The 22,029-nt window shown below is 57.0% G+C and carries 19 protein-coding genes and 1 pseudogene; 8 read left to right on the top strand and 12 right to left on the bottom strand.

Features of this window, described 5'->3' with window-relative positions; translation table 11 throughout:
- Nucleotides 1-8 precede the first annotated feature (8 nt).
- On the top strand, nucleotides 9-2,327 hold the full coding sequence (gene yicI, locus AC2FAJ_RS15160) for an alpha-xylosidase (protein ID WP_485454280.1): 2,319 nt from the start codon (nucleotides 9-11) through the stop codon (nucleotides 2,325-2,327).
- Between the two features lie 108 nt (nucleotides 2,328-2,435).
- On the opposite strand, the gene AC2FAJ_RS15155 is transcribed toward yicI, so the two are convergent.
- Together AC2FAJ_RS15155 and xanP are read right to left on the bottom strand one after the other, a co-directional pair.
- The gene (locus AC2FAJ_RS15155) at nucleotides 2,436-4,124 is read right to left on the bottom strand and encodes an AsmA family protein (RefSeq protein WP_485454279.1); all 1,689 of its coding nucleotides are present in this window, start codon (nucleotides 4,122-4,124) and stop codon (nucleotides 2,436-2,438) included.
- Nucleotides 4,125-4,243: 119 nt separating this feature from the next.
- Complete coding sequence (gene xanP / locus AC2FAJ_RS15150; protein ID WP_014881972.1) at nucleotides 4,244-5,635, bottom strand: xanthine/proton symporter XanP; 1,392 nt, start codon at nucleotides 5,633-5,635, stop codon at nucleotides 4,244-4,246.
- Nucleotides 5,636-5,860: 225 nt separating this feature from the next.
- Here xanP and gltS point away from each other — a divergent pair, with 225 nt between their 5' ends.
- Nucleotides 5,861-7,063, top strand: coding sequence for a sodium/glutamate symporter (gltS, locus tag AC2FAJ_RS15145; RefSeq protein ID WP_045630230.1), 1,203 nt, complete (start codon nucleotides 5,861-5,863; stop codon nucleotides 7,061-7,063).
- A gap of 2 nt (nucleotides 7,064-7,065) precedes the next feature.
- Here the strand turns inward: gltS and recG are convergent, their stop codons facing one another.
- The 5 genes from recG to gmk are packed head-to-tail and all read right to left on the bottom strand — an operon-like array spanning nucleotide 7,066 to nucleotide 12,932.
- Nucleotides 7,066-9,147 carry an ATP-dependent DNA helicase RecG gene (gene recG, locus AC2FAJ_RS15140; RefSeq protein ID WP_485454278.1) on the bottom strand — a complete coding sequence of 694 codons (2,082 nt, stop codon included), beginning with the start codon at nucleotides 9,145-9,147 and terminating at the stop codon, nucleotides 7,066-7,068.
- A gap of 3 nt (nucleotides 9,148-9,150) precedes the next feature.
- Nucleotides 9,151-9,840, bottom strand: coding sequence for a tRNA (guanosine(18)-2'-O)-methyltransferase TrmH (gene trmH / locus AC2FAJ_RS15135; protein WP_028015010.1), 690 nt, complete (start codon nucleotides 9,838-9,840; stop codon nucleotides 9,151-9,153).
- A gap of 4 nt (nucleotides 9,841-9,844) precedes the next feature.
- Nucleotides 9,845-11,959: a bifunctional GTP diphosphokinase/guanosine-3',5'-bis pyrophosphate 3'-pyrophosphohydrolase gene (spoT, locus tag AC2FAJ_RS15130; protein WP_045630233.1), complete on the bottom strand. Its 2,115-nt coding sequence runs from the start codon at nucleotides 11,957-11,959 to the stop codon at nucleotides 9,845-9,847.
- A 19-nt stretch (nucleotides 11,960-11,978) separates the two neighbouring features.
- Complete coding sequence (rpoZ, locus tag AC2FAJ_RS15125) at nucleotides 11,979-12,254, bottom strand: DNA-directed RNA polymerase subunit omega (RefSeq protein WP_000135058.1); 276 nt, start codon at nucleotides 12,252-12,254, stop codon at nucleotides 11,979-11,981.
- A 54-nt stretch (nucleotides 12,255-12,308) separates the two neighbouring features.
- On the bottom strand, nucleotides 12,309-12,932 hold the full coding sequence (gmk, locus tag AC2FAJ_RS15120) for a guanylate kinase (RefSeq protein ID WP_010426438.1): 624 nt from the start codon (nucleotides 12,930-12,932) through the stop codon (nucleotides 12,309-12,311).
- A gap of 251 nt (nucleotides 12,933-13,183) precedes the next feature.
- Between gmk and ligB the strand changes: the two are divergent.
- Nucleotides 13,184-14,853 (top strand): annotated as a pseudogene (ligB, locus tag AC2FAJ_RS15115) (NAD-dependent DNA ligase LigB).
- A gap of 2 nt (nucleotides 14,854-14,855) precedes the next feature.
- On the opposite strand, the gene AC2FAJ_RS15110 reads toward ligB, so the two are convergent.
- A complete protein-coding gene (locus AC2FAJ_RS15110; RefSeq protein WP_023334014.1) occupies nucleotides 14,856-15,473 on the bottom strand; it encodes a trimeric intracellular cation channel family protein in 618 nt (205 codons plus the stop codon).
- A 206-nt stretch (nucleotides 15,474-15,679) separates the two neighbouring features.
- Nucleotides 15,680-16,543 (bottom strand): YicC/YloC family endoribonuclease, encoded by an 864-nt coding sequence (locus AC2FAJ_RS15105; RefSeq protein ID WP_028015013.1) that lies wholly within the window; start codon nucleotides 16,541-16,543, stop codon nucleotides 15,680-15,682.
- A gap of 125 nt (nucleotides 16,544-16,668) precedes the next feature.
- Between AC2FAJ_RS15105 and rph the strand changes: the two genes are divergently transcribed.
- Both rph and pyrE read left to right on the top strand, forming a co-directional pair.
- Nucleotides 16,669-17,385 carry a ribonuclease PH gene (gene rph / locus AC2FAJ_RS15100; RefSeq protein ID WP_010426431.1) on the top strand — a complete coding sequence of 239 codons (717 nt, stop codon included), beginning with the start codon at nucleotides 16,669-16,671 and terminating at the stop codon, nucleotides 17,383-17,385.
- A gap of 68 nt (nucleotides 17,386-17,453) precedes the next feature.
- A complete protein-coding gene (pyrE, locus tag AC2FAJ_RS15095; RefSeq protein WP_041911672.1) occupies nucleotides 17,454-18,095 on the top strand; it encodes an orotate phosphoribosyltransferase in 642 nt (213 codons plus the stop codon).
- A gap of 41 nt (nucleotides 18,096-18,136) precedes the next feature.
- On the opposite strand, the gene slmA is transcribed toward pyrE, so the two are convergent.
- The 3 genes from slmA to coaBC all read right to left on the bottom strand — a co-directional run bounded on the left by slmA (nucleotide 18,137) and on the right by coaBC (nucleotide 20,499).
- Complete coding sequence (gene slmA / locus AC2FAJ_RS15090; protein ID WP_028015015.1) at nucleotides 18,137-18,733, bottom strand: nucleoid occlusion factor SlmA; 597 nt, start codon at nucleotides 18,731-18,733, stop codon at nucleotides 18,137-18,139.
- 118 nt (nucleotides 18,734-18,851) lie between these two features.
- Complete coding sequence (gene dut, locus AC2FAJ_RS15085; protein ID WP_015570042.1) at nucleotides 18,852-19,310, bottom strand: dUTP diphosphatase; 459 nt, start codon at nucleotides 19,308-19,310, stop codon at nucleotides 18,852-18,854.
- Nucleotides 19,288-20,499, bottom strand: coding sequence for a bifunctional phosphopantothenoylcysteine decarboxylase/phosphopantothenate--cysteine ligase CoaBC (gene coaBC / locus AC2FAJ_RS15080; protein WP_028015016.1), 1,212 nt, complete (start codon nucleotides 20,497-20,499; stop codon nucleotides 19,288-19,290). The genes dut and coaBC overlap by 23 nt, the downstream gene beginning before the upstream one ends.
- Before the next feature lie 173 nt (nucleotides 20,500-20,672).
- On the opposite strand from coaBC, the gene radC reads away from it, so the two are divergent.
- The 3 genes from radC to rpmG all read left to right on the top strand — a co-directional run bounded on the left by radC (nucleotide 20,673) and on the right by rpmG (nucleotide 21,983).
- Nucleotides 20,673-21,338 (top strand): RadC family protein, encoded by a 666-nt coding sequence (radC, locus tag AC2FAJ_RS15075; protein ID WP_048958498.1) that lies wholly within the window; start codon nucleotides 20,673-20,675, stop codon nucleotides 21,336-21,338.
- A 218-nt stretch (nucleotides 21,339-21,556) separates the two neighbouring features.
- On the top strand, nucleotides 21,557-21,793 hold the full coding sequence (rpmB, locus tag AC2FAJ_RS15070) for a 50S ribosomal protein L28 (protein WP_002436699.1): 237 nt from the start codon (nucleotides 21,557-21,559) through the stop codon (nucleotides 21,791-21,793).
- 22 nt (nucleotides 21,794-21,815) lie between these two features.
- The gene (gene rpmG / locus AC2FAJ_RS15065; RefSeq protein WP_003024094.1) at nucleotides 21,816-21,983 is read left to right on the top strand and encodes a 50S ribosomal protein L33; all 168 of its coding nucleotides are present in this window, start codon (nucleotides 21,816-21,818) and stop codon (nucleotides 21,981-21,983) included.
- Nucleotides 21,984-22,029 lie beyond the last annotated feature (46 nt).

The following is a 22,029-nucleotide window of genomic DNA, read 5'->3' as shown; positions in this document are numbered from 1 at the left end:
ATGAAAGCATGAAAATCAGTGATGGAAACTGGCTTATTCAACCGGGTCTGAACGTGACGTATCCGGTTCAGGTGTTCGACGTGGAGCAGCAGGGCAATGACCTGGTGGTGTATGTTGCGCCGCGCGACGTGCGTGAGCGCACCTGGCAGCTCGACACGTTGATGTTCACGGTGCGTCTGTTTTCCCCGCAGGAAGGGATTGTCGGGGTGCGCATCGAGCACTTCCAGGGCGCGCTGAACAACGGCCCGCACTATCCGCTGAACGTTCTGAAAGACGTGAAGGTCGAGATTGAAAACAACGCCGAATTTGCTGAGCTGAAAAGCGGCAGCGTCAGCGTGCGCGTCACCAAAGGCGAGTTCTGGGCGCTGGATTTCCTGCGCAACGGCCAGCGCATTACCGGCAGCCAGCTGAAAAACAACGGCTACGTGCAGGACAGCAATACCCACCGCAATTATGTGTTCGAACGTCTGGATCTGGGCGTGGGGGAAACGGTCTACGGCCTGGGCGAGCGCTTTACCGCGCTGGTGCGCAACGGCCAGACGGTCGAAACCTGGAACCGCGACGGCGGCACCAGCACCGAGCAGTCCTACAAAAATATCCCGTTCTACCTGACCAACCGCGGCTACGGCGTGCTGGTGAATCACCCGGAAAACGTCTCGTTTGAAGTCGGCTCCGAGAAAGTGTCCAAAGTGCAGTTCAGCGTCGAAGGGGAATATCTCGAGTATTTCGTGATCGACGGCCCGACGCCAAAAGAGGTGCTGAACCGCTATACGCAGCTCACCGGGCGCCCGGCGCTGCCGCCGGCGTGGTCGTTCGGCCTGTGGCTGACCACGTCGTTCACCACCAACTACGACGAAGCGACGGTCAACAGCTTTATCGACGGCATGGCCGAACGCGACCTGCCGCTGCATGTGTTCCACTTCGACTGCTTCTGGATGAAGGCCTTCCAGTGGTGCGACTTCGAGTGGGACCCGGTGACCTTCCCGGATCCGGAAGGGATGATCCGCCGCCTGAAAGAGAAAGGGCTGAAGGTCTGCGTGTGGATTAACCCGTACATCGGCCAGAAATCCCCGATCTTCCAGGAGCTGAAAGAGAAGGGCTACCTGCTCAAGCGCCCGGACGGCTCTCTGTGGCAGTGGGACAAATGGCAGCCGGGGCTGGCGATTTACGACTTCACCAATCCGGACGCATGCCGGTGGTATGCCGACAAGCTTAAAGGCCTGGTGGATATCGGCGTTGACTGCTTCAAGACCGACTTCGGCGAGCGTATCCCGACGGACGTGCAGTGGTTCGACGGGTCCGATCCGCAGAAGATGCACAACCACTACGCCTACATTTATAACGAACTGGTGTGGAACGTGCTGAAAGAGACCGTCGGCGAAGAGGAGGCGGTGCTGTTTGCCCGCTCGGCGTCCGTCGGGGCGCAACAGTTCCCGGTACACTGGGGCGGCGACTGCTACGCCAACTACGAATCGATGGCGGAAAGCCTTCGCGGTGGGCTGTCGATTGGCCTGTCCGGCTTCGGGTTCTGGAGCCACGATATCGGCGGGTTCGAAAACACCGCTCCGGCGCACGTCTATAAACGCTGGTGCGCGTTCGGGCTGTTCTCCAGCCACAGCCGCCTGCACGGCAGCAAATCCTACCGCGTGCCGTGGGCGTACGATAACGAGTCCTGCGACGTGGTGCGCCACTTCACGCAGCTGAAATGTCAGCTGATGCCGTACCTGTACCGTCAGGCGGCGCTGGCCCGCGATTTCGGCACGCCGATGCTGCGCGCGATGATGCTGGAGTTCCCGGACGATCCGGCGTGCGATTACCTCGACCGTCAGTACATGCTGGGGGATTCCATGATGGTGGCGCCGGTGTTCTCCGAGGCGGGGGACGTGCAGTTCTACCTGCCGGAAGGCCGCTGGACGCACCTGTGGCACAACGACGAAATCCATGGCAGCCGCTGGCATAAGCAGCAGCACGATTTTATGAGCCTGCCGGTCTACGTGCGCGACAACACGCTGCTGGCGCTCGGTAACAATAACCAGAAGCCGGACTACGCCTGGAACGAGGGGACGGCCTTCCAGCTGTTTAACCTGGAGGATGGCGCAGCGGCGGTGAGCGAAGTGCCTGCGCCGGACGGGTCTGTGGCATTTACGCTGAAGGCGTCACGTCGGGGCGACATTGTGACCTTTACCGGCGCGGGTGACGCGAAAAACTGGTCAGTGTGCTTGCGCAACGTGCAGAAGGTGAGTGGCGTGAAAGGCGGCTCGCACGCGGGCAGCGAGTGGGGTGTGGTGGTGAAAGCGGAGGGGGATGAGGTGGTGGTTCAGCTCTGAGGTGGAAAATGCCCGGTGGCTTCGCTTACCGGGCCTAAGGTAATTATGCGCTCTGATGCCCTCACCCTGACCCTCTCCCACAGGGAGAGGGAACAAACATCAAAAACTTTATTGCACAGGCGTTGCAACCACGCCGCCCGTCATCGTCTGCTCAACCTGCTGCTTATCCATATTTACCGCGCTCAGCTTCCCATTCACCGTCGGCTTCAGTGGGGCATTCGCCTGCACGCTGCCGCTGGCGGTCATCTGAATATTGCCGTCACCCGTAATCGGTAACGCAGGCCAGCCCCACTGCTGCAGCACGTTGAGCGGTACGCCGCGCCCGTTCAGGCTCACCGTGGTCTGCCGCTGCGGGAGTTGTGAAACGGTCGCCGTGGCTTCCAGAATACCTTTCTCGGTAAAGGCACTCAGGTCGCTAATGTTCACCGTGGCGGCGTTGGCATTCAGCGCCAGCGACGGACGGCGCACGTCGACGCGGTTAAAGGTCGCCGCCGCGCCGTTTAATGTTGCGCTGCCGCCCCAGAAGCCCCACTGGCGATCTTTCGCCAGCTGCAGGTTTGCGCCGTAGCCGTCCAGGGAGGTGATCTGCCACGGGAAGGCGGGATCGATGTCGATCACCAGGTTGCGGCTCAGGCCGAATTTTTGCAGCGTGACGCTGTTCATCCATTCCGGCAGCGGCTCCATCCACAGCGTTTTCCAGTTTTCAGGAAGGGTGTACTCCAGCCCGGCGATGGCAACATCGTCCAGAACCAGCGCTTTACCGTCGCGCAGCCAGTTGCCGGACGTGCGCACCATACCGCCCTCCCAGCGCGAGGTGAACTGACGCAGCGCTATGCCCTGCGGGGAAAACTCCGCATTCAGGATCGGGTCAAACAGATGCAGCGAGCCGAAGATAAACTCGCTGGCGTTCATGGACAGGCGACCTTCCTGGCTCTGCCAGTCGCCTTTGCTGAGAGTCAGGTTGCGCAGGCTTAAGTCGAGATCGGTCACCGCCCAGTCCGGGCCCTGCAGGCGGGCATCGGTGACCTCCAGACGGCCAATTTGCAGGGAGGGGATGGTAGCCAGCGGCGCGAAGAACGCTTTCAGCGTTTTGTCGCTCTGCAGGCGGATCTCGTTCAGGCGCATGGTGTCGATTATCCAGCTTCCGTCAGCGTTACGCAGGGCGGAGCCGGTGAGCGAGCCACGGGCCATATCGGCACCAATGGTGTTCAGCACCACCTCCTTGCCGTTCAACTGGCCGTCGATTAGCACGTTGGTGGCCGGTACGCCGTTCAGGGTCAGCGAGCCGGCGCTCATCTGAATCTTCGCGTTTTTACCCAGCACGTTCCCGGCTTCTGGCTGCCATGGGCTGACGCCGCCCGTGACCTTCTGTGCGCTCAGATCCCATTCAGTATTCGGGCTGTTAAAGGCCATGTTGTTCAGCTGCAGACGATCGGCCTGGAAGGGCAGCGGCGCTGTTTGAGGCGAGAGATTCAGCGTGCCGTCGAACAGGGTGATAGTGCCCATGTGCAGCGGAGCGGTGATCTGACGGCTGCTCAGGCCAATATCGACTTTTTTGGCAACTAATGTGGCGGGTTTACCGTCCCGCCCAAAGGTGACATTTTCCAGAATGAGGTGGGAAGGCGATGAAAAGCGGTGATTCATCTTGTCGAAACTGAGTTCGTAGTCGGTATTCACCGTAATCCAGCTGCTGACCTGTGCCGCGCCCCAGCGGGTCTGGAGCAAAATATAGAACGCCAGCAGCACAATAAGCAGGGCTACCAGAAGATAGACGAGTAGCTTTCCAATAAATTTCATGGTCTTCCATCCCGCGAAACGAACATAAGGGAGTTATGCACGATTTATGCGCAATGCTCAAGGCGGGAATGATGTAATTAGATGTCACGGCAGGCATTGACTGCCTGCCGTAAGGGAGATCAGTTCTTCTCAGGCGGGAAAACGAGGTTCAGCACGATAGCGGTGATACCGCCCGCGGCAATGCCGGAAGAGAGCAGGTTTTTAACCCAGTCCGGCGCAAACTGCAGGATCAGCGGCTGCTGGGAGACACCAAGACCAACGGCCAGCGACAGCGCGATAATCATGATTGCGCGGCGGTTCAGCGGCTCGCGGGAGACGATACGCACGCCGGAGGCCGCGATAGTCCCAAACATCACCAGCGTTGCGCCGCCCAGCACCGGCTCAGGAATGTGCTGCACAAAGCCGCTCACCGCCGGGAACAGGCCGAGGACGATCAGCATCAGCGCCACCACGAAACCAACGTAGCGGCTGGCCACGCCGGTCAGCTGGATCACACCGTTGTTCTGGCCGAAGCAGGAGTTCGGGAAGGTGTTGAATACCGCAGAGACAAACGAGTTAAGGCCGTTCGCCAGCACGCCGCCTTTCAGACGCTTCATGTACAGCGGGCCGGAAACCGGCTGCTCAGAGACGTCGGAGGTAGCGGTGATATCACCGATGGTCTCCAGAGAAGTAATCATAAAGACCAGCATCAGCGGCAGGAGCAGACCCCAGTCTATGCCCAGGCCGTAATAAAGCGGCGTTGGGACGGTGATCAGCGCGCTGTTGGTCGGCGCGGTGTTCTCCGGCAGCATCCCCAGCGCCCACGCCAGCAGATAGCCCGCCGCCATGGCGATCACCAGCGAGGCCACGCGCAGGTAAGGGTTACGCTGACGGTTAAGCAAAATAATGATCGCCAGCACCACGCCCGCCAGCAGCAGGTTTTTCGGCGCGCCGAAGGTGTGGTCGCTCATTGCCGCGTAGCCGCCACCTATGGAGGTGAGGCCCACCTGAATCAGCGACAGGCCGATAATCATCACCACCACGCCGGAAACCAGCGGGGTGATCACACGGCGTGCCAGGTGCAGAACGCGGGAGATGACCATCTCCGTGCAGCTTGCCAGCATCAGGGTGCCGAACAGCGCCGCCATCATGGTCGGAACATCCGCACCGCCGGTTTTCAGCGCTGTACCGCCCATGATCAGCGGCGCCACGAAGTTAAAGCTGGTGCCCTGAATCGACAGTAGCCCAGACCCCACCGGGCCCCAGGCTTTAATTTGAATAATGGAGGCCACGCCGGAGGCGAACAGAGACATACTGATAATGTGCTGCGTGTCCTGCGCCGGTAAACCGAGTGCCTGGCAAATCAGCAGCGCCGGGGTGATCACCGCAACAAACATCGCCAGAAGATGCTGGCAGGCGGCAAAAAGCGTCTGCGGCAGCGGCGGTCGGTCTTCAAGGCGGTAAATCAGTTCGCTATTTTGCTTCTGCGCAATCGGTTGCGCATCTGGCGATTCTATGGTGTTAACGGACATCGGCGGCAATCCCACGGTGGAAAAGCGGGCATTTTATCTGACCACCTGGTAAAAGCAAACGATTGCCAGCAAAAAAAAGGAAGAAAATCTGCCGCTGTGAGCAGGTTTTTTACAACCTATCGGAAAAAAAAATTACACTTTTTGCGCCGGGGGCTCATGACGAGCGCAAACCGGCCCAGGATAACGCCGCGTGTGTATGGAATACGCGCATAACAGGAGCCTTTTATGATTCATCTCGATACGTTGTCGACCCTTGTTGCCGCAACGCTGGTTCTTCTGCTTGGTCGCAAGCTGGTCCACAGCGTTTCCTTTCTGAAAAAATACACTATTCCTGAACCTGTCGCCGGCGGTCTGCTGGTGGCGCTGGCCTTGCTGATATTGAAAAAAAGCATGGGCTGGGAAATTGATTTTGATATGTCCCTGAAAGACCCGCTAATGCTGGCTTTCTTTGCCACCATCGGCCTGAACGCCAACCTGGCGAGCCTGCGCTCGGGCGGTAAGGTGCTCGGCGTATTCCTGATTGTGGTGGTGGGGCTGCTGCTGATGCAGAACGCCATTGGCATCGGTATGGCAACGCTGCTGGGGCTGGATCCGCTGATGGGGCTGCTGGCGGGGTCGATTACCCTTTCGGGCGGTCACGGCACCGGCGCGGCGTGGAGCAAGCTGTTCGTCGAACGCTACGGTTTTGAAAACGCGACGGAAGTGGCGATGGCCTGCGCGACCTTTGGCCTGGTACTGGGTGGCCTGATTGGCGGCCCGGTAGCGCGTTATCTGGTGAAGCACTCCACCACGCCGAATGGCAGACCGGACGATGAAATGGTGCCGACCGCGTTTGAAAAACCGGACGTTGGCCGCAGCATCACCTCGCTAGTGATGATTGAAACCATCGCGATGATTGCCATCTGCCTGACCGTGGGCAAAGTGGTTGCGCAATGGCTGGCGGGTACCGCGTTTGAACTGCCGACGTTTGTCTGCGTGCTGTTTATCGGGGTGATCCTGAGCAACGGTCTGGCGCTGATGGGCTTCTATCGCGTGTTTGACCGTGCGGTATCGGTGCTTGGCAACGTCTGTCTGTCGCTGTTCCTGGCGATGGCGCTGATGAGCCTGAAGCTGTGGGAGCTGGCCTCGCTGGCGCTGCCGATGGTGGCGATTCTGGCGGTGCAGGCGCTGTTTATGGCGCTTTATGCCATGTTCGTGACCTGGCGCATGATGGGGAAAAACTATGATGCGGCGGTGCTGGCGGCCGGTCACTGCGGGTTTGGTCTGGGGGCTACCCCAACGGCTATCGCCAACATGCAGGCGATCACCGAACGATTCGGGCCATCGCATATGGCGTTTCTGGTGGTCCCGATGGTCGGCGCATTCTTCATTGATATCGTCAACGCGCTGGTGATCAAGCTTTACCTGATGCTGCCGATATTTGCCTGAGATCAGGCGTTGGAATACCGTTCGGTTTCCGGCATCCAACGCTCAATTAACGCTGCCGCCTGTTCGGGGTAGCGTTCATGAATATGGCGCGCAAGGCGCTGAACTTCTGGGATCATGGCCTGATCGCGCAGTAAATCCGCCACTTTGAATTCAGCATTTCCCGTCTGGCGCGTGCCCAGTAGTTCGCCCGGGCCGCGTATCTCCAGGTCTTTTTGCGCAATCACAAAGCCGTCGTTGCTGTCGCGCAGCACCTGCAGTCGCATCTGGGCGGTTTTTGAAAGCGGAGCTTTGTAAAGCAGCACGCAGTGAGACGCTACCGCGCCGCGGCCAACGCGCCCGCGCAGCTGGTGGAGCTGGGCAAGCCCCAGACGTTCCGGGTTTTCGATGATCATCAAACTGGAGTTGGGGACGTCAACGCCCACTTCGATGACCGTCGTCGCGACCAGCAAATGCAGTTCCCCCTGTTTGAAGGATTGCATCACCGCCTGCTTCTCGGCAGGCTTCATGCGGCCGTGAACCAGGCCAACGTTCAGCTCGGGCAGTGCCAGCTTGAGCTCTTCCCACGTCGCTTCGGCGGCCTGGGCTTCCAGCAGTTCAGACTCTTCAATCAGGGTACAGACCCAGTAGGCCTGACGCCCTTCATGGGTGCAGGCATTGCGCACCCGGTCAATGATGTCGCTGCGGCGCGTATCCGGTATGGCGACCGTCGTCACCGGCGTTCGGCCCGGCGGCAGTTCGTCGATGGTAGAGGTATCCAGATCGGCGTAGGCGGTCATCGCCAGGGTACGCGGGATCGGCGTGGCGGTCATGATCAGCTGGTGCGGGTGGAAGCCCTGCTGCAGCCCTTTTTCCCACAGCGCCAGACGCTGATGCACGCCGAAGCGGTGCTGCTCGTCGATAATCACCAGCGCGAGGCCGTTAAACTGCACCTGCTCCTGAAAGATAGCGTGTGTGCCGACAATCATCTGCACCTGGCCGCTGGCGATGGCTTCCTGCTGCGCAAGACGCGCTTTGCCTTTTTGCTTTCCGGCGAGCCAGCCCACCTCAATCCCGAGCGGTGCGAACCAGGCGCGGAAATTATTGGCGTGCTGCTCGGCCAGCAGCTCTGTCGGTGCCATCAGCGCGACCTGTTTGCCGTGGGCGATGGCGCGTAACGCGGCCAGGGCGGCAACCAGCGTTTTACCTGAGCCTACGTCGCCCTGCACCAGGCGCATCATCGGCACGTCGAGCGCCATGTCGCGCTCAATCTCTGCGGTGACGCGCGCCTGCGCGCCGGTGGGCTTAAAGGGTAGCGAGGCCAGCAGCTTATCTTTGAGCACATCATTCGGGCTTAACGGCTGAGCGTGGAAACGCTGCGCGCCGGCGCGCAGCGCCAGCATGCTCAGGTTATGCGCCAGTAATTCCTCAAGGATAAGACGCCGTTGGGCGGGGTGTTTACCGCTTTCTAAATCGCTGAGCTGCAGCGTTGGCGGCGGGCGGTGCAGGGTGCGCAGCGCCTCGGGCAGGCTCATCATCCCCTGAGCCAGTTCTGGCGGCAGCAGTTCGGTAATGGCACAGGTGTCCAGCAGCTCCAGCGCCTGATCGGTGAGCTTACGCAGCGTCGCCTGCTTGATGCCTTCGGTCGTCGGGTAAACCGGGGTGAGCGTCTCCTGCAGCTCCGGCGTGCTGAGATCGCCCTGCACGCGGTACTCCGGGTGGATCATCTCTGCGCCGTATTTCCCGCGTTTGGCTTCGCCATAGGCCAGCACTCTGCGGCCTGTCGCCAGGCTGTTTTTCATTGCAGCGCTGAAGTTGAAGAAACGCATGGTGAGGATGCCAGTGCCGTCGCTGATCTGACAGGTCATCATCCGGCGTCCGCCGAAAGTGATATTGCAGTTCAGGACTTCGCCTTCAACGGTGGCGTAAATGGCGGGAAGCAGATCGCCAATCTTGTAAAGCTGGGTGCGGTCTTCGTAACGCAGGGGGAGGTGAAGCAGGAGATCCTGCACGGTGTGCAGGCCAATTTTTGCCAGCTTATTGCTTTGCGCCGCGCCCACGCCCGACAGGCTGTTGAGCGGGATAGCATCCAGCAGGCGGCCTTTCATCGGTTACCCGGCGTACTGCATAGTGGCCCACCACTCGGCATCGGCTTCAATTTCGCCCTGCGCGTTGACGTGGGGGTAAGGCAATTTTTTCTGCTTCGCAACGCGAGCCAGCACCGGATAGCCACCTTCAAACAGCAGGCGCTGCTGTTCTTCTTCCGGCAGCATGCTGTTGCTGCGCTCGTACATCCCGGCGTTCTGACGCTGGCGCTGCGCTTCATACAGAATGAGCGCGGACGCCACGGAGACGTTAAGGGACTGGACCATGCCGATCATCGGAATGATGATGTCCCGATCCGCCAGATCCAGCGCTTCCTGGGAGATCCCGGTTTTCTCCTGACCCATCAAAATGCAGGTCGGGCGGGTATAGTCGATTTCGCGGAAATCCACGGCCTTATCGGACAGGTTTGTCGCCAGGATCTGCATCCCGCGTCCTTTCAGATGCGATACGGCATCGCCAATCGTCTGGTGAGATTTGACGGATACCCAGCTGTTACTGCCTGCCGCAGCAGAGACCATGGTTCGCATCCGGTGACCCGGCCAGACGGCGTGCACTTCATGCACGCCGACGGCATCTGCGGTACGGACGATGGCAGAGACGTTATGAGGTTTATGCACCTGCTCCATGCAGACCGTCAGGTCAGGCTGGCGTCTGGCAAGCATTTCGCAGATACGGGCATAACGTTGTGAATTCATAAACCTAGTTTCGGTTTCGGGTGACTTTAATCACGTCCGGCATGACGCGGATCTTGCGCATAATGTTCGCCAGATGCACGCGGTCGCGAGCGGTCAGACGAATAAAGGCGCTATAGACGCGGCCGTCTTTTTCTTCCGTATTCAGGCTCTGAATGTTGGACGAGGCCGTGTTGATGGCTGCCGTCAGGTTCGCCAGGGCACCCTGGTGGTTGAACATATCCACCTTAATTTCGGTGATAAATTCCTGCGCCGTCTCTTTATCCCACTCGACCGCCATAAACTTCTCGGCTTCTTTCTGGTAGCCGCGAATGTTACGACAGGATTCATGGTGGATAACCAGCCCTTTGCCCGGACTGACGTGAGCAATAATCGGGTCGCCAGGGATTGGACGGCAACATTTTGCGAAGGTGATCAGCACCCCGTCCGCGCCTTTGATCGGCAGATGAGCATGGCCGGATGCGCCTGGAGCAGATGGCGTCGCTTCGCCCTGCTGCAGGTTTTTCGCTACCACGACGCTCATCGCGTTACCCAGACCAATTTCCGCCAGCAGATCGTCCAGAGACGTGAGCTTCATACGGTCGAGTTCACGCTGAATATGCTCCGGTGGGATCTCAGCCAGCTTGCGGCTGCCGCCCAACGCGTGGTTAAGCAGTCGACGCCCCAGGCTGACGGAGTCATCGCGCTTGAGGTTTTTCAACAGCTGACGAATTTTGGCGCGCGCTTTGGAACTCACGACAAAGTTCAGCCAGGCCGCGTTCGGACGTGCGCCCGGCGCGGTAATAATTTCGACCGTCTGGCCACTGGAGAGCGGTTGAGACAGCGGGTAAGGCTGTCTGTCGACGCGCGCGCCCACGCAGGCGTGCCCGATATCGGTATGCACGGCGTAGGCGAAGTCGACCGGCGTTGCGCCCGCAGGCAGTTCGACAATGCGGCCTTCTGGGGTGAAAACGTAAATCTCATCCGGGAAGAGATCGGATTTAACGCTCTCGATAAATTCGAACGAGCTACCCGCACTCTGCTGAAGCTCCAACAGGCTCTGCATCCAGCGCTGGGCGCGGATTTGCGCGGTGGTGCTGCTTTCGCCACCGTGCTCTTTGTAAGCCCAGTGTGCGGCTACACCCATCTCTGCCATCTGGTCCATGTCTTCGGTGCGGATCTGCACTTCAACAGGCACGCCGTGCGGACCGATCATCGAGGTATGCAAAGATTGATAGCCGTTCGCTTTCGGAATGGCGATGTAATCTTTCATGCGCCCCGGGCGCGGTTTATAGAGGCTGTGCATCTGCCCCAGCACGCGGTAGCAGGTGTCAGAGTCGTGGACGATTACGCGGAACGCGTAGATATCCATGATCGAGTGAAAACGCTGCTCTTTGAGCACCATTTTGCAGTAGATGGAGTAAAGATGTTTTTCGCGACCGCTGACGCGGCACGGGATTCCCGCTTCCTGCAAACGCCCTTCAATTTCAGAGAGGATCTTTTGAATCATCTCTTTACGGTTACCGCGTGCGGCTTTCACCACCTCTTTAATCACGCGATAGCGGTTCGGGTACAACGCTTCAAAGCCCAGCTCTTCCAGCTCGGTTTTGATGTGGTGGATACCTAAACGGTGCGCCAGCGGACTGTAAATTTCGAGGGTTTCACGGGCAATGCGGCGACGTTTATCCGGGCGAAGTGAGCCCAGCGTGCGCATGTTGTGGGTACGGTCAGCGAGTTTGATGAGAATGACGCGGATATCCTGCACCATCGCCATAATCATCTTGCGGAAGTTTTCGGCTTGCGCCTCTTTCTTGTCGCGGAATTTCAGCTTATCAAGCTTAGAGACCCCTTCCACCAGCTCGGCAACGCTTTTGCCAAACAGCTGTTCCATATCCTGGTAGGTGGCAGGGGTATCTTCGATCACGTCGTGCAGCAGGGCAGCCATCAGCGTTTCGTAGTCGAGTTTCATCTCGGCCAGAATACAGGCTACCGCAACCGGGTGCGTGATGTAGGGTTCACCGCTTGAACGTGTCTGGCCCTCGTGAGCGTCACGTGCAACGAGATACGCCTGCTGAAGACGCTTAATCTGGTCTTCAGGCAGGTAGATTTGAATCAGTTGATTCAGGCTTTCAAACAGATACAAGGGCGACCCGCAGGTTTAATTAACGACGACCTTCAGCAATGGCGGTTACGGCCTGCAGTTCTGCGGCTTCCTGCTCTTGCTGCTCCTGGCGCTCACGCACGTCGAGGATCTGGTTGTTGATCAGACCTTCTTCGATTTCGCGAAGTGCAATAACGGTGGTTTTATCGTTTTCTTCCGGTACCAGCGGATCTTTACCGCCCACCTGCATCTGACGAGCGCGACGCGCGGCGACCAGCACCAGGTCAAAACGGTTACCAATTTTCTCTACAGCGTCCTGAACAGTTACGCGTGCCATACTTAAAATGCTCCACAGGTGAAGAAATGACTGGGCATGATACTGAAAGTGGGTTCAGTCTGCCAACAGTTTGGTGATTAATGCGTCATGTCGCTGCTTCTGGCGGCTCATACGCAGTCGTTCTGCGCGAAGAATGGTTTTGAGATCGCTCAGCGCGGCATCAAAATCATCATTCACAATAAGGTAATCATATTCCGCGTAATGGCTCATTTCTGCAACTGCCTGTTCCATACGCTTTGCGATGACTTCTTCACTGTCCTGACCGCGGCCACGCAGGCGGCGATCCAGCTCATCCTTCGACGGCGGTAAAATAAAGATACTGCGCGAGTCAGGCATTTTCTTGCGAATTTGCTGTGCGCCCTGCCAGTCGATGTCGAGGAACACATTCACGCCCGTCGCCAGAACCTGCTCAATGGTTTCACGCGAGGTGCCGTAGTAGTTACCAAACACTTCTGCGTGTTCAAGAAACGCATCTCTGCCGATCATCGCTCTGAACTCGTCGTGATCCACAAAGAAATAGTGTTCACCGTGCACTTCACCCGGACGCGGCGCTCGCGTGGTGTGAGAAACAGAAACCTGTGTGTCGTACAACGGTTGGGTTTTTAACAGTGCCTGAATAAGGCTGGATTTACCCGCGCCGCTAGGGGCAGAAACAATATAAAGCGTGCCTTGAGCCATGAGAGTCTTTTGTATGTGTTAACGAAGAAGTCCTACATACGGGCTTATTATACACGTCGCCGCTGTGTGACGTAGCCTTTGTCACACTTTTTCCCCTGGATTATTGAATTTTGCGTACCGTTTTCAGGTTTTACCTGCGGTTTGCAGCTATAAAAATTAACGCTGGATAGCGCCTCGCAACGTGAAAGGTTGCTATTAGCGTCGTTTCTCACGTCAGGTTATACCTCCTGCATTGCAAAGGAGGGATAGCGATGTGGCGGTGGATAAGCGGGTTAATGCTGTTGTGGTGTGGTTACGGGGCGGCGGTGTGCCCGGTGTGGTCACAGGCAAAAGCCGAAAAAGAGATTGCGTCATTAAGTGCACAAATCAAACGCTGGGATGAAGCTTACTGGAAGCTGGGGGTGAGCGAGGTCAGTGACGAAGTGTATGACCAGCTCAACGGCCGTTTAACCCAGTGGCAGCGCTGTTTCGGCAACGATTTTGCTGAGAGCGCCCTTCCTGCGCTGGAGGGAAACGTAAAACATCCTGTTGCCCATACGGGGGTACGTAAAGCAGCCAGCAAAGAAGCGCTGGGTCACTGGATGCACGGCCGGAAAAATCTCTGGATGCAGCCAAAAGTTGATGGCGTGGCGGTGACGCTGGTGTATCGCAACGGAAAGCTAGCGCGGGCCATCAGCCGTGGTAATGGGCTAAAAGGCGAGGACTGGACAGCCCGCGTGCGTTTGATCCCGTCCGTGCCCAAGGAGGTATCCGGCGCGCTTGCAAACAGCGTCTTACAGGGGGAGCTTTTCTGGCTACGCGAAAACCACGTCCAGCGGCAGATGGGCGGAATGAATGCTCGCGCAAAAGTGGCGGGCGCGATGATGCGACAAAAGGACAACGCGCTTTTGAGCCAGACAGGAATATTTATCTGGGCCTGGCCGGATGGACCGAAGGGAATGGAAAACAGGCTGTCTGAGCTGTCCAGCGCAGGCTTTTCCCTGACGGCGCGCTATACGTTGCCCGTACAAGCGGTTGATTCTGTTGAAAAACAGCGTTTGGCCTGGCAAAACACGGCATTGCCTTTTGCCACGGATGGCATAGTGGTTCGGTCTGCGGAGCCACCTACAGGGGAGAGTTGGCTGCCCGGCGAAGGCAACTGGATTATCGCGTGGAAATATTCGCCTGCGGCACAGGTGGCAGAGGTCAGGAATATTCTTTTTTCCGTGGGGCGCACGGGCAAAATTTCTGTCGTGGCGGCACTTGAGCCTGTGCAGTTGGACGATAAACGGGTGCAGCGCGTGAGTCTCGGTTCGGTTGGACGCTGGCAGAGGCTGGATATTGCCCCGGGCGATCAGATCCAGGTCAGCCTGGCAGGGCAGGGTATCCCCCGGTTTGATAAGGTGGTCTGGCGAGGGGCGGACAGACAAAAACCAGAGCCTCCGGCCTCGCGTTATCACTCCCTGAGTTGCTTTTATGCCTCGCCGGAGTGTATGGAACAGTTCTTTGCCCGGCTGACGTGGCTCAGTTCAAAGCAGGTATTCAACATTGAAGGATTAGGTGAGTCAGGCTGGCGCACACTCTGGCAGGCGCATCATTTTGAACATCTCTTTTCGTGGCTGCTATTAACGCAGGAGCAACTGCAGTCGACGCCGGGATTCTCTGCCGCACGCGGGCTGGCGCTCTGGCATCGCTTTAATCAGGTGCATGAGCAGCATTTATCCGCTGGATTATGGCGCTGGGTGTTCCGCTGCCACAGGCCTCGCTGAAGGCGTTGGAAGATGTGTCGTGGCAGAAGATGAGCGAACGCAGTGAAAAGGCCTGGCAGGCCTTGCCGGGTACGGGAGCGGAGAAGGCGCGGCAAATCGTTGCCTGGCTGCACGCGCCAGAGATCGATGTGCTGGTCAGGTGGCTTGCTCAGCAGCACATCAATGGGTTCTGAGATCAGTGGGCGCTGTGCTTATAGTGAAACACGGGCAATCCGAGCTTCAGACGCAGCGCCAGCATGCGGGCCGTAAAGCCAAACAGCAGCGTGGAGATGACCACCACGTCGTGGTTTGAAACGTAATGCTGCAGGGCAATGTAGAGCACCGCTGCGGCGAAGGAGATACCGGCATACAGCTCTTTTTGGAAGACCAGAGGAATGCGTTTGCAGAACATATCGCGCAGCACGCCGCCGAAAACGCCCGTCACCACGGCAGCAATGGTGGCGATAACCGGGCCTTCCCCCATATCGAGCGCGATTTGCGCGCCGATGATCGAAAAGACGATCAGCCCCAGCGCGTCAAGCACCAGGAACAGGCGGCGAAGGTGCGGCATAACGGGTGCCACGATGGTGGTTAATACGGCAGCCGTTGCGACGATAATCACATACTCAGGATGCTTCACCCAGCCGAGCGGGTAATGACCAAGCAGGATGTCGCGCACGGAACCGCCGCCCAGGGCGGTCGCTGTAGCAATAATGATCACGCCGAAGGTGTCCATCCGGCGACGCCCGGCGGCGAGAGCACCAGTCATGGCTTCAGCGGTGATACCAATAAGATAAAGAATGTGAAGCAGCATATACCCTCCGGTGTGAACGCGGAAAGGTTAGCGATTTGTGCGCAAGATCACGATTGAGATTTTCTAAGGCGATTGGGTTTCACCTATAAAATTTAATCAATACATGTTGAATATCTTTGATACTTGGCTGCTGAATTAGAAAAGAGACGGGAATTCGGATTAGAAATAATAATGGATGGCGTCAGCCGGCGCCATCCAAAAAGCGATTACTCAATATTCTGGATCTGCTCGCGCATCTGCTCAATCAGAACCTTGAGTTCAATCGCTGAGTTGGTCACTTCAGCGTTGATAGACTTAGACGCCAAAGTGTTCGACTCGCGGTTGAACTCCTGCATCATAAAGTCCAGACGGCGGCCCACCGCTTCCTTCTTCTTCAGGATGTTATAGGTCTCTTTAACGTGCGCTTCCAGACGGTCCAGCTCTTCAGCAACATCGATACGCTGCGCCATCAGCACCAGCTCTTGTTCCAGACGGGTGTTTTCCAGCTGAACTTCTGCTTCTTCCAGCTTGGCGACCAGACGCTCGCGCTGCCACTGCAGCACTTCCGGCATATGGGCGCGAACCTTCGCCACTTCAGCGCTGACGCCTTCAAGGCGCTGCTCAATCATCGCTTTCAGCGCCTGACCTTCGGTTTCGCGGGCAACGATAAAGTCATCCAGCGTGCCGTCGAGGGCTGCCAGAATTTCTGCGGCAATCGCGTCCAGATCCTGCTCGCCGGCGGCCATGACGCCAGGCCAGCGCAGAATATCAACCGGGTTGATTTCGCCTTCATCGCTCTGCATTTTGACCCAGTTCGCCGCATTCACGAGCTGTTTCGCCAGTTTTTCGTTGAGGATCAGCTCGCCCTGCGCGCTGGCATCTGGCTCAAAACGCAGGTTGCATTCCACTTTCCCGCGGGTCAGACGCGTACGGATACGCTCGCGCACTACAGGTTCAAGGCTGCGGAACTGTTCCGGCATACGGAAATATGTTTCCAGATAGCGCTGGTTTACCGAACGCATTTCCCAGGTAGCGCTACCCCAGCTACCCTTGATTTCACGCCGGGCGTAGGCGGTCATACTGCGGATCATAGACATTCCCGTTTTTAAAGGAGAGATGGGGGGATTATAGCTTTCGGGGGCTTCTCAGGATAGGAATAAGCGTCCTTTATCCGTATAATGCGCAGCCACATTCGTTTCAAGCCGGAGAATCCATCATGCGTCCATCAGGTCGTAGCGCCAATCAGGTGCGTCCCGTCACCCTGACCCGTAACTATACAAAACACGCTGAAGGCTCCGTGCTGGTTGAGTTTGGTGACACCAAAGTGCTTTGCACCGCGTCCATCGAAGAAGGTGTTCCGCGCTTTCTGAAAGGTCAGGGCCAGGGTTGGATCACCGCCGAGTACGGCATGCTGCCGCGCGCGACCCATACCCGTAACGCCCGTGAAGCGGCAAAGGGTAAGCAGGGTGGACGTACCATGGAAATCCAGCGCCTGATCGCACGTGCGCTGCGCGCCGCCGTTGACCTGAAAATCCTCGGTGAATTCACTATTACCCTGGACTGCGACGTGATTCAGGCAGATGGCGGCACGCGTACCGCGTCCATTACCGGTGCCTGTGTGGCGCTGGCCGATGCCCTGAACAAGCTGGTTGCAGCTGGTAAGCTGAAAACCAACCCTATGAAAGGGATGGTCGCGGCGGTTTCCGTGGGGATCGTTAATGGTGAAGCGCTTTGCGATCTGGAATATGTTGAAGATTCTGCCGCCGAGACCGACATGAACGTGGTGATGACCGAAGATGGTCGCATCATTGAGGTGCAGGGGACGGCGGAAGGTGAGCCGTTCACCCATGAAGAACTTCTCTCCCTGCTGGCGTTGGCCCGAGGGGGAATCGAATCCATTGTAACGACGCAAAAAGCGGCGTTAGAAAATTGATTTTAAAGGCGACCAATGAGTCGCCTTTTTTTTGCCTGTAAGACAGAAAAAACCAAAGGAGCGAATCCATGAAATCGTATCAGCGCCAGTTTATTGAGTTTGCAATTAATAAACAGGTACTTAAGTTTGGCGAATTTACGCTGAAATCCGGGCGTAAGAGCCCGTATTTCTTCAACGCCGGGCTGTTTAATACCGGGCGCGATCTGGCACTGTTAGGCCGCTTCTATGCCGAAGCGCTGGTGGATTCCGGGATTGATTTCGACCTGCTGTTTGGCCCTGCGTACAAGGGCATTCCGATTGCAACTACCACGGCGGTGGCGCTGGCGGAGCACCATGACCGTGATGTGCCGTACTGCTTTAACCGCAAAGAGGCCAAAACCCACGGTGAAGGCGGTAATCTTGTGGGCAGCGCGCTGCAGGGCCGCGTGATGCTGGTCGACGACGTGATTACCGCAGGCACCGCGATCCGTGAATCTATGGAGATTATCCAGGCCAACGGTGCGACGCTGGCTGGCGTGCTGATTTCTCTTGATCGTCAGGAGCGTGGTCGCGGCGATATCTCTGCTATCCAGGAAGTAGAGCGTGATTACAGCTGCAAAGTGACCTCTATCATCACTCTGAAAGACCTGATTGCGTATCTGGAAGAGAAGCCAGAGATGGCGGATCACCTGGCGGCGGTGCGGGCGTATCGCGAAGAGTTTGGTGTGTAATTGAATTGCCCGGCGGCGCTACGCTTACCGGGCCTGCGGTGCTACTGCAGCTGCGCTGCCACTAACGGCCAGCGGGCGTCAAAATCGTCCGTTGGTCGGTATTTGAATTCGCTGCGCACAAAGCGGGAGAGCATGCCTTCACAAAACGCCAGAATCTGGCTTGCCAGCAATGTCTCATCCGTATTGTATCCTTCGCCTTCACGCATTTTCTTCTCGCGCAGCACCTGGCGCAGCTGCGCTTCAATACGCTCAAAAAGCTGATTGATGCGGCCCTGCAGCCTGTCCTGCTCAAACATCAGCGCGTGGCCGGTCAGGATACGGGTTAAACCCGGATTGCGCTCCCCAAAGCCCAGTATTAACAGCACAATCAGACGAAGACGCGCGGTGGTATCTTTTTCATCTTTCAGAATCAGGTTAATGCGCGTGATCAGACTGTCTTCAATAAACTCGATCAGGCTGTCGAACATTTTTGTTTTGCTGGGGAAATGACGATACAGCGCCGCCTCAGACACGCCCACAGAGGCGGCCAGTTTGGCGGTGGTGATGCGTTGACTGCCATCGCTGGATTCAAGCATCAGAGCCAGAGATTGAAGTATTTCTTCGCGACGATTCCTTTTCGCGGTTTGTTTTTCTGCCATGTTACAAAATACCCCTGAAAATAAGCACTTGCCAGGCTGGCATCCACACAGCGACCGCAAACTGACGTTTGCGGTTTGTTATTGCGTTATGGCGCTGCGAGATACGTGTGTCGGGCGGTTATTTGCGCCCGGAATGGCCGAAGCCGCCTTCGCCACGGTCGGTGGCATCAAAGTCTGCCACCAGGTTAAATTCTGCCTGTACCACCGGTACAAAAACCATCTGCGCGATACGCTCGCCCGGTTCAATGGTGAAGCTGTCCTGACCACGGTTCCAGACGGACACCATCAGCTGACCCTGGTAGTCGGAGTCGATCAGGCCGACCAGGTTACCCAGCACTACGCCGTGCTTATGGCCCAGACCCGAGCGCGGCAGGATCACTGCCGCCAGAGACGGGTCTGCAATGTGGATCGCCAGGCCAGTCGGGATCAGGGTAGTGGCACCGGGAGCCAGTTCTACGGCGTCATCGAGACAGGCGCGCAGGTCAAGTCCGGCAGAGCCGGAGGTGGCATAGGTTGGCAGCGGGAATTGCTCGCCAACACGCGGGTCCAGAATCTTAACGTCGATTTTTTTCATCATAACGGGTAACGATCTCGTCCAGTAATTGTTGGCCCAGGAGTTCCTTGCGCTCAAGCGGTAAGATTTTATCTCCATCCTGCCAGAAAAGGTGCAGTGCGTTGCTGTCGCTATTAAATCCTTGCGTGGCCAGCGATACGTCGTTCGCGCAAATTAAATCGAGGTTTTTGCGGGTACGTTTTTGCCGGGCATATTCTTCCACATTATTCGTTTCTGCGGCAAATCCAACAACGTAAGGTCGATGGCTTTTTAATGCGGCGACACCGGCAACAATGTCCGGGTTTTTCACCATTTTCAGTGTTAATTCATCGCCTTGCTTTTTAATTTTAGACTCGGCGATGGTCTCGGCGCGATAGTCTGCCACGGCCGCACAGCCGATAAAAATCTGCTGGCGTTGCGCATGAGCCTGCACGGCGGCTTCCATCTCCAGCGCGGTGGTAACATTAATACGCTGTACAAAAGGTGGCGTAGGTAGCGAGACCGGGCCGCTGACCAGCGTGACGTTAGCACCGCGTTTTGCCGCTGCGGCAGCAATCGCAAAGCCCATTTTGCCGGAGCTGTGGTTGGTGATGTAACGCACCGGGTCCAGCGGCTCGCGCGTCGGGCCCGCGGTAATCATGATGTTGAGATGTTGCAGGTCGTTGACAGGTGAAAAATGGGCGGCGGCCATATCCACAATCGTCAGCGGGTCGAGCATACGCCCCGGGCCAACGTCGCCGCAGGCCTGGCTGCCGCTGTCCGGGCCCCAGACAAGCAGGCCGCGCGAAGCCAGCGTCTCCAGATTATGCTGGGTAGCGGCATTGCGGTACATCTGCTGGTTCATGGCGGGCACAACGGCGACGGGGGCAGGCGTCGCGAGGCAAATGGTCGAAACCAGATCGTTCGCCATACCGGCCGCCACGCGGGCAATTAAATCTGCCGTGGCAGGGGCAAGAATCACCAGATCGGCCCATTTCCCAAGCTCAATATGCCCCATCGCGGCTTCGGCGGCCGGATCGAGCAGGCTGTCAGATACCGGGTATCCTGAAACCGCCTGCAGGCTCAGAGGGGTGATAAAGGCTTTACCGCCTTCGGTTATCGCGACCCGCACGTCCGCCCCGCGCTCGCGCAGACGACGCACCAGCTCCGGCGCTTTATAGGCAGCAATGCCGCCGCTCACGCCAAGAACGATTTTTTTACCGGCCAGGCTCATCATGATTCTTTCCTGTTGGGTTTCACCAGAGAGCGGGCATTTTACCACAATCCCAAATAGGGGGTGATGAAGTCCTTTATGCACTTTGCGAGGCGCTACGCAAGAACGAAACCTCAGCGTCGAGCCCCGGATTTGCCTGTGGCAGCATAATGGCAAACAGAAGGAGGCCGGGCATGGAAGAGACTGAACTGCTGCTACCGCGCGAAAAAATGCTGCGTCATGGCGTCGCGTTATTAAAAGACGAGGAGCTGCTGGCGCTCTTTTTACGTACAGGTACGAAGGGAAAAACGGTATTTACGCTGGCGAAAAATCTGATAGACCATTTTGGTTCACTACATGGTTTGCTGACAGCCGAACTGGAGGCGTTTACGCACGTAGAAGGCATTGGCGTCGCGAAGTATGCCCAGTTACGGGGTATTGCTGAACTTGCCCGGCGATTTTATAACGTACAGATAGAGGAGCAAGATCCGATCCTTACCCCTGACATGACCCGCGAATTTTTGCAAAGCCAGCTATCTGGTCTGGAGCGGGAGATCTTTATGGTGATCTTTCTCGACAACAGGAACCGGGTACTGAAGCACAGCCGCCTGTTTTCGGGTACACTGAGCCACGTTGAGGTACATCCGCGTGAAATTGTGCGTGAAGCGATAAAAGTGAATGCAGCGGGGGTGATCCTCGCGCATAATCACCCCTCTGGCTGTGCAGAACCGAGCAGAGCTGACAAAGAAATCACCGAACGCATTATCAAATGCTGTCAATTCATGGACATTCGTGTTCTGGACCATCTGATAATTGGCCGCGGAGAGTATATTTCTTTTGCAGAACATGGCTGGATTTAGGCTATTTCTCGCGATCCATCGGGATCTTTGTCTGTTCGGGACTTGAGCACACCGCCGAGTCAGCGTATACTACGCCACCTTTGAGAATCTCGGGTTTGGCATTTGGGCCTGGCAATCGAGAGTTCACTTAGAACTACGCGATGACCGGGCTGTAAAGCCTGACGAGGCGCCGATACCCCATACGAAGCTCGAGCTAATTTGATTTTTGGAGAATAGACATGTCCCGAGTCTGCCAAGTTACTGGCAAGCGTCCGGTGACCGGTAACAACCGTTCCCACGCACTGAACGCGACTAAACGCCGTTTCCTGCCGAACCTGCACTCTCACCGTTTCTGGGTTGAGAGCGAGAAGCGTTTTGTCACCCTGCGTGTATCTGCTAAAGGTATGCGTGTAATCGATAAGAAAGGCATCGATACAGTTCTGTCTGAACTGCGTGCCCGTGGCGAAAAGTACTAAGTACTTAAAGAGGAAATAAATCATGGCTAAAGGTATTCGCGAGAAAATCAAGCTGGTTTCTTCTGCTGGTACAGGTCACTTCTACACCACCACGAAGAACAAACGTACTAAGCCGGAAAAACTGGAACTGAAAAAATTCGATCCAGTTGTACGCCAGCACGTACTGTACAAAGAAGCTAAAATCAAATAATTTTAGCCTCCTTGTATTGAAAAACCCCGCAACTGCGGGGTTTTTT

The organism is Enterobacter cloacae complex sp. 385G4, from assembly GCF_057320665.1.
The sequence above is the reverse complement of the archived record's forward strand: the minus strand, read 5'-3'. Positions and strand labels throughout refer to the sequence as shown.

Bases quoted from the DNA above. Each gene is read 5' to 3' on its own strand.
- yicI (WP_485454280.1), top strand. From the start codon at position 9: ATGAAAATCAGTGATGGAAACTGGCTTATTCAACCGGGTCTGAACGTG.
- AC2FAJ_RS15155 (WP_485454279.1), bottom strand. From the start codon at position 4,124: ATGAAATTTATTGGAAAGCTACTCGTCTATCTTCTGGTAGCCCTGCTT.
- xanP (WP_014881972.1), bottom strand. From the start codon at position 5,635: ATGTCCGTTAACACCATAGAATCGCCAGATGCGCAACCGATTGCGCAG.
- gltS (WP_045630230.1), top strand. From the start codon at position 5,861: ATGATTCATCTCGATACGTTGTCGACCCTTGTTGCCGCAACGCTGGTT.
- recG (WP_485454278.1), bottom strand. From the start codon at position 9,147: ATGAAAGGCCGCCTGCTGGATGCTATCCCGCTCAACAGCCTGTCGGGC.
- trmH (WP_028015010.1), bottom strand. From the start codon at position 9,840: ATGAATTCACAACGTTATGCCCGTATCTGCGAAATGCTTGCCAGACGC.
- rpoZ (WP_000135058.1), bottom strand. From the start codon at position 12,254: ATGGCACGCGTAACTGTTCAGGACGCTGTAGAGAAAATTGGTAACCGT.
- gmk (WP_010426438.1), bottom strand. From the start codon at position 12,932: ATGGCTCAAGGCACGCTTTATATTGTTTCTGCCCCTAGCGGCGCGGGT.
- AC2FAJ_RS15110 (WP_023334014.1), bottom strand. From the start codon at position 15,473: ATGCTGCTTCACATTCTTTATCTTATTGGTATCACCGCTGAAGCCATG.
- AC2FAJ_RS15105 (WP_028015013.1), bottom strand. From the start codon at position 16,543: ATGATCCGCAGTATGACCGCCTACGCCCGGCGTGAAATCAAGGGTAGC.
- rph (WP_010426431.1), top strand. From the start codon at position 16,669: ATGCGTCCATCAGGTCGTAGCGCCAATCAGGTGCGTCCCGTCACCCTG.
- pyrE (WP_041911672.1), top strand. From the start codon at position 17,454: ATGAAATCGTATCAGCGCCAGTTTATTGAGTTTGCAATTAATAAACAG.
- slmA (WP_028015015.1), bottom strand. From the start codon at position 18,733: ATGGCAGAAAAACAAACCGCGAAAAGGAATCGTCGCGAAGAAATACTT.
- dut (WP_015570042.1), bottom strand. From the start codon at position 19,310: ATGATGAAAAAAATCGACGTTAAGATTCTGGACCCGCGTGTTGGCGAG.
- coaBC (WP_028015016.1), bottom strand. From the start codon at position 20,499: ATGAGCCTGGCCGGTAAAAAAATCGTTCTTGGCGTGAGCGGCGGCATT.
- radC (WP_048958498.1), top strand. From the start codon at position 20,673: ATGGAAGAGACTGAACTGCTGCTACCGCGCGAAAAAATGCTGCGTCAT.
- rpmB (WP_002436699.1), top strand. From the start codon at position 21,557: ATGTCCCGAGTCTGCCAAGTTACTGGCAAGCGTCCGGTGACCGGTAAC.
- rpmG (WP_003024094.1), top strand. From the start codon at position 21,816: ATGGCTAAAGGTATTCGCGAGAAAATCAAGCTGGTTTCTTCTGCTGGT.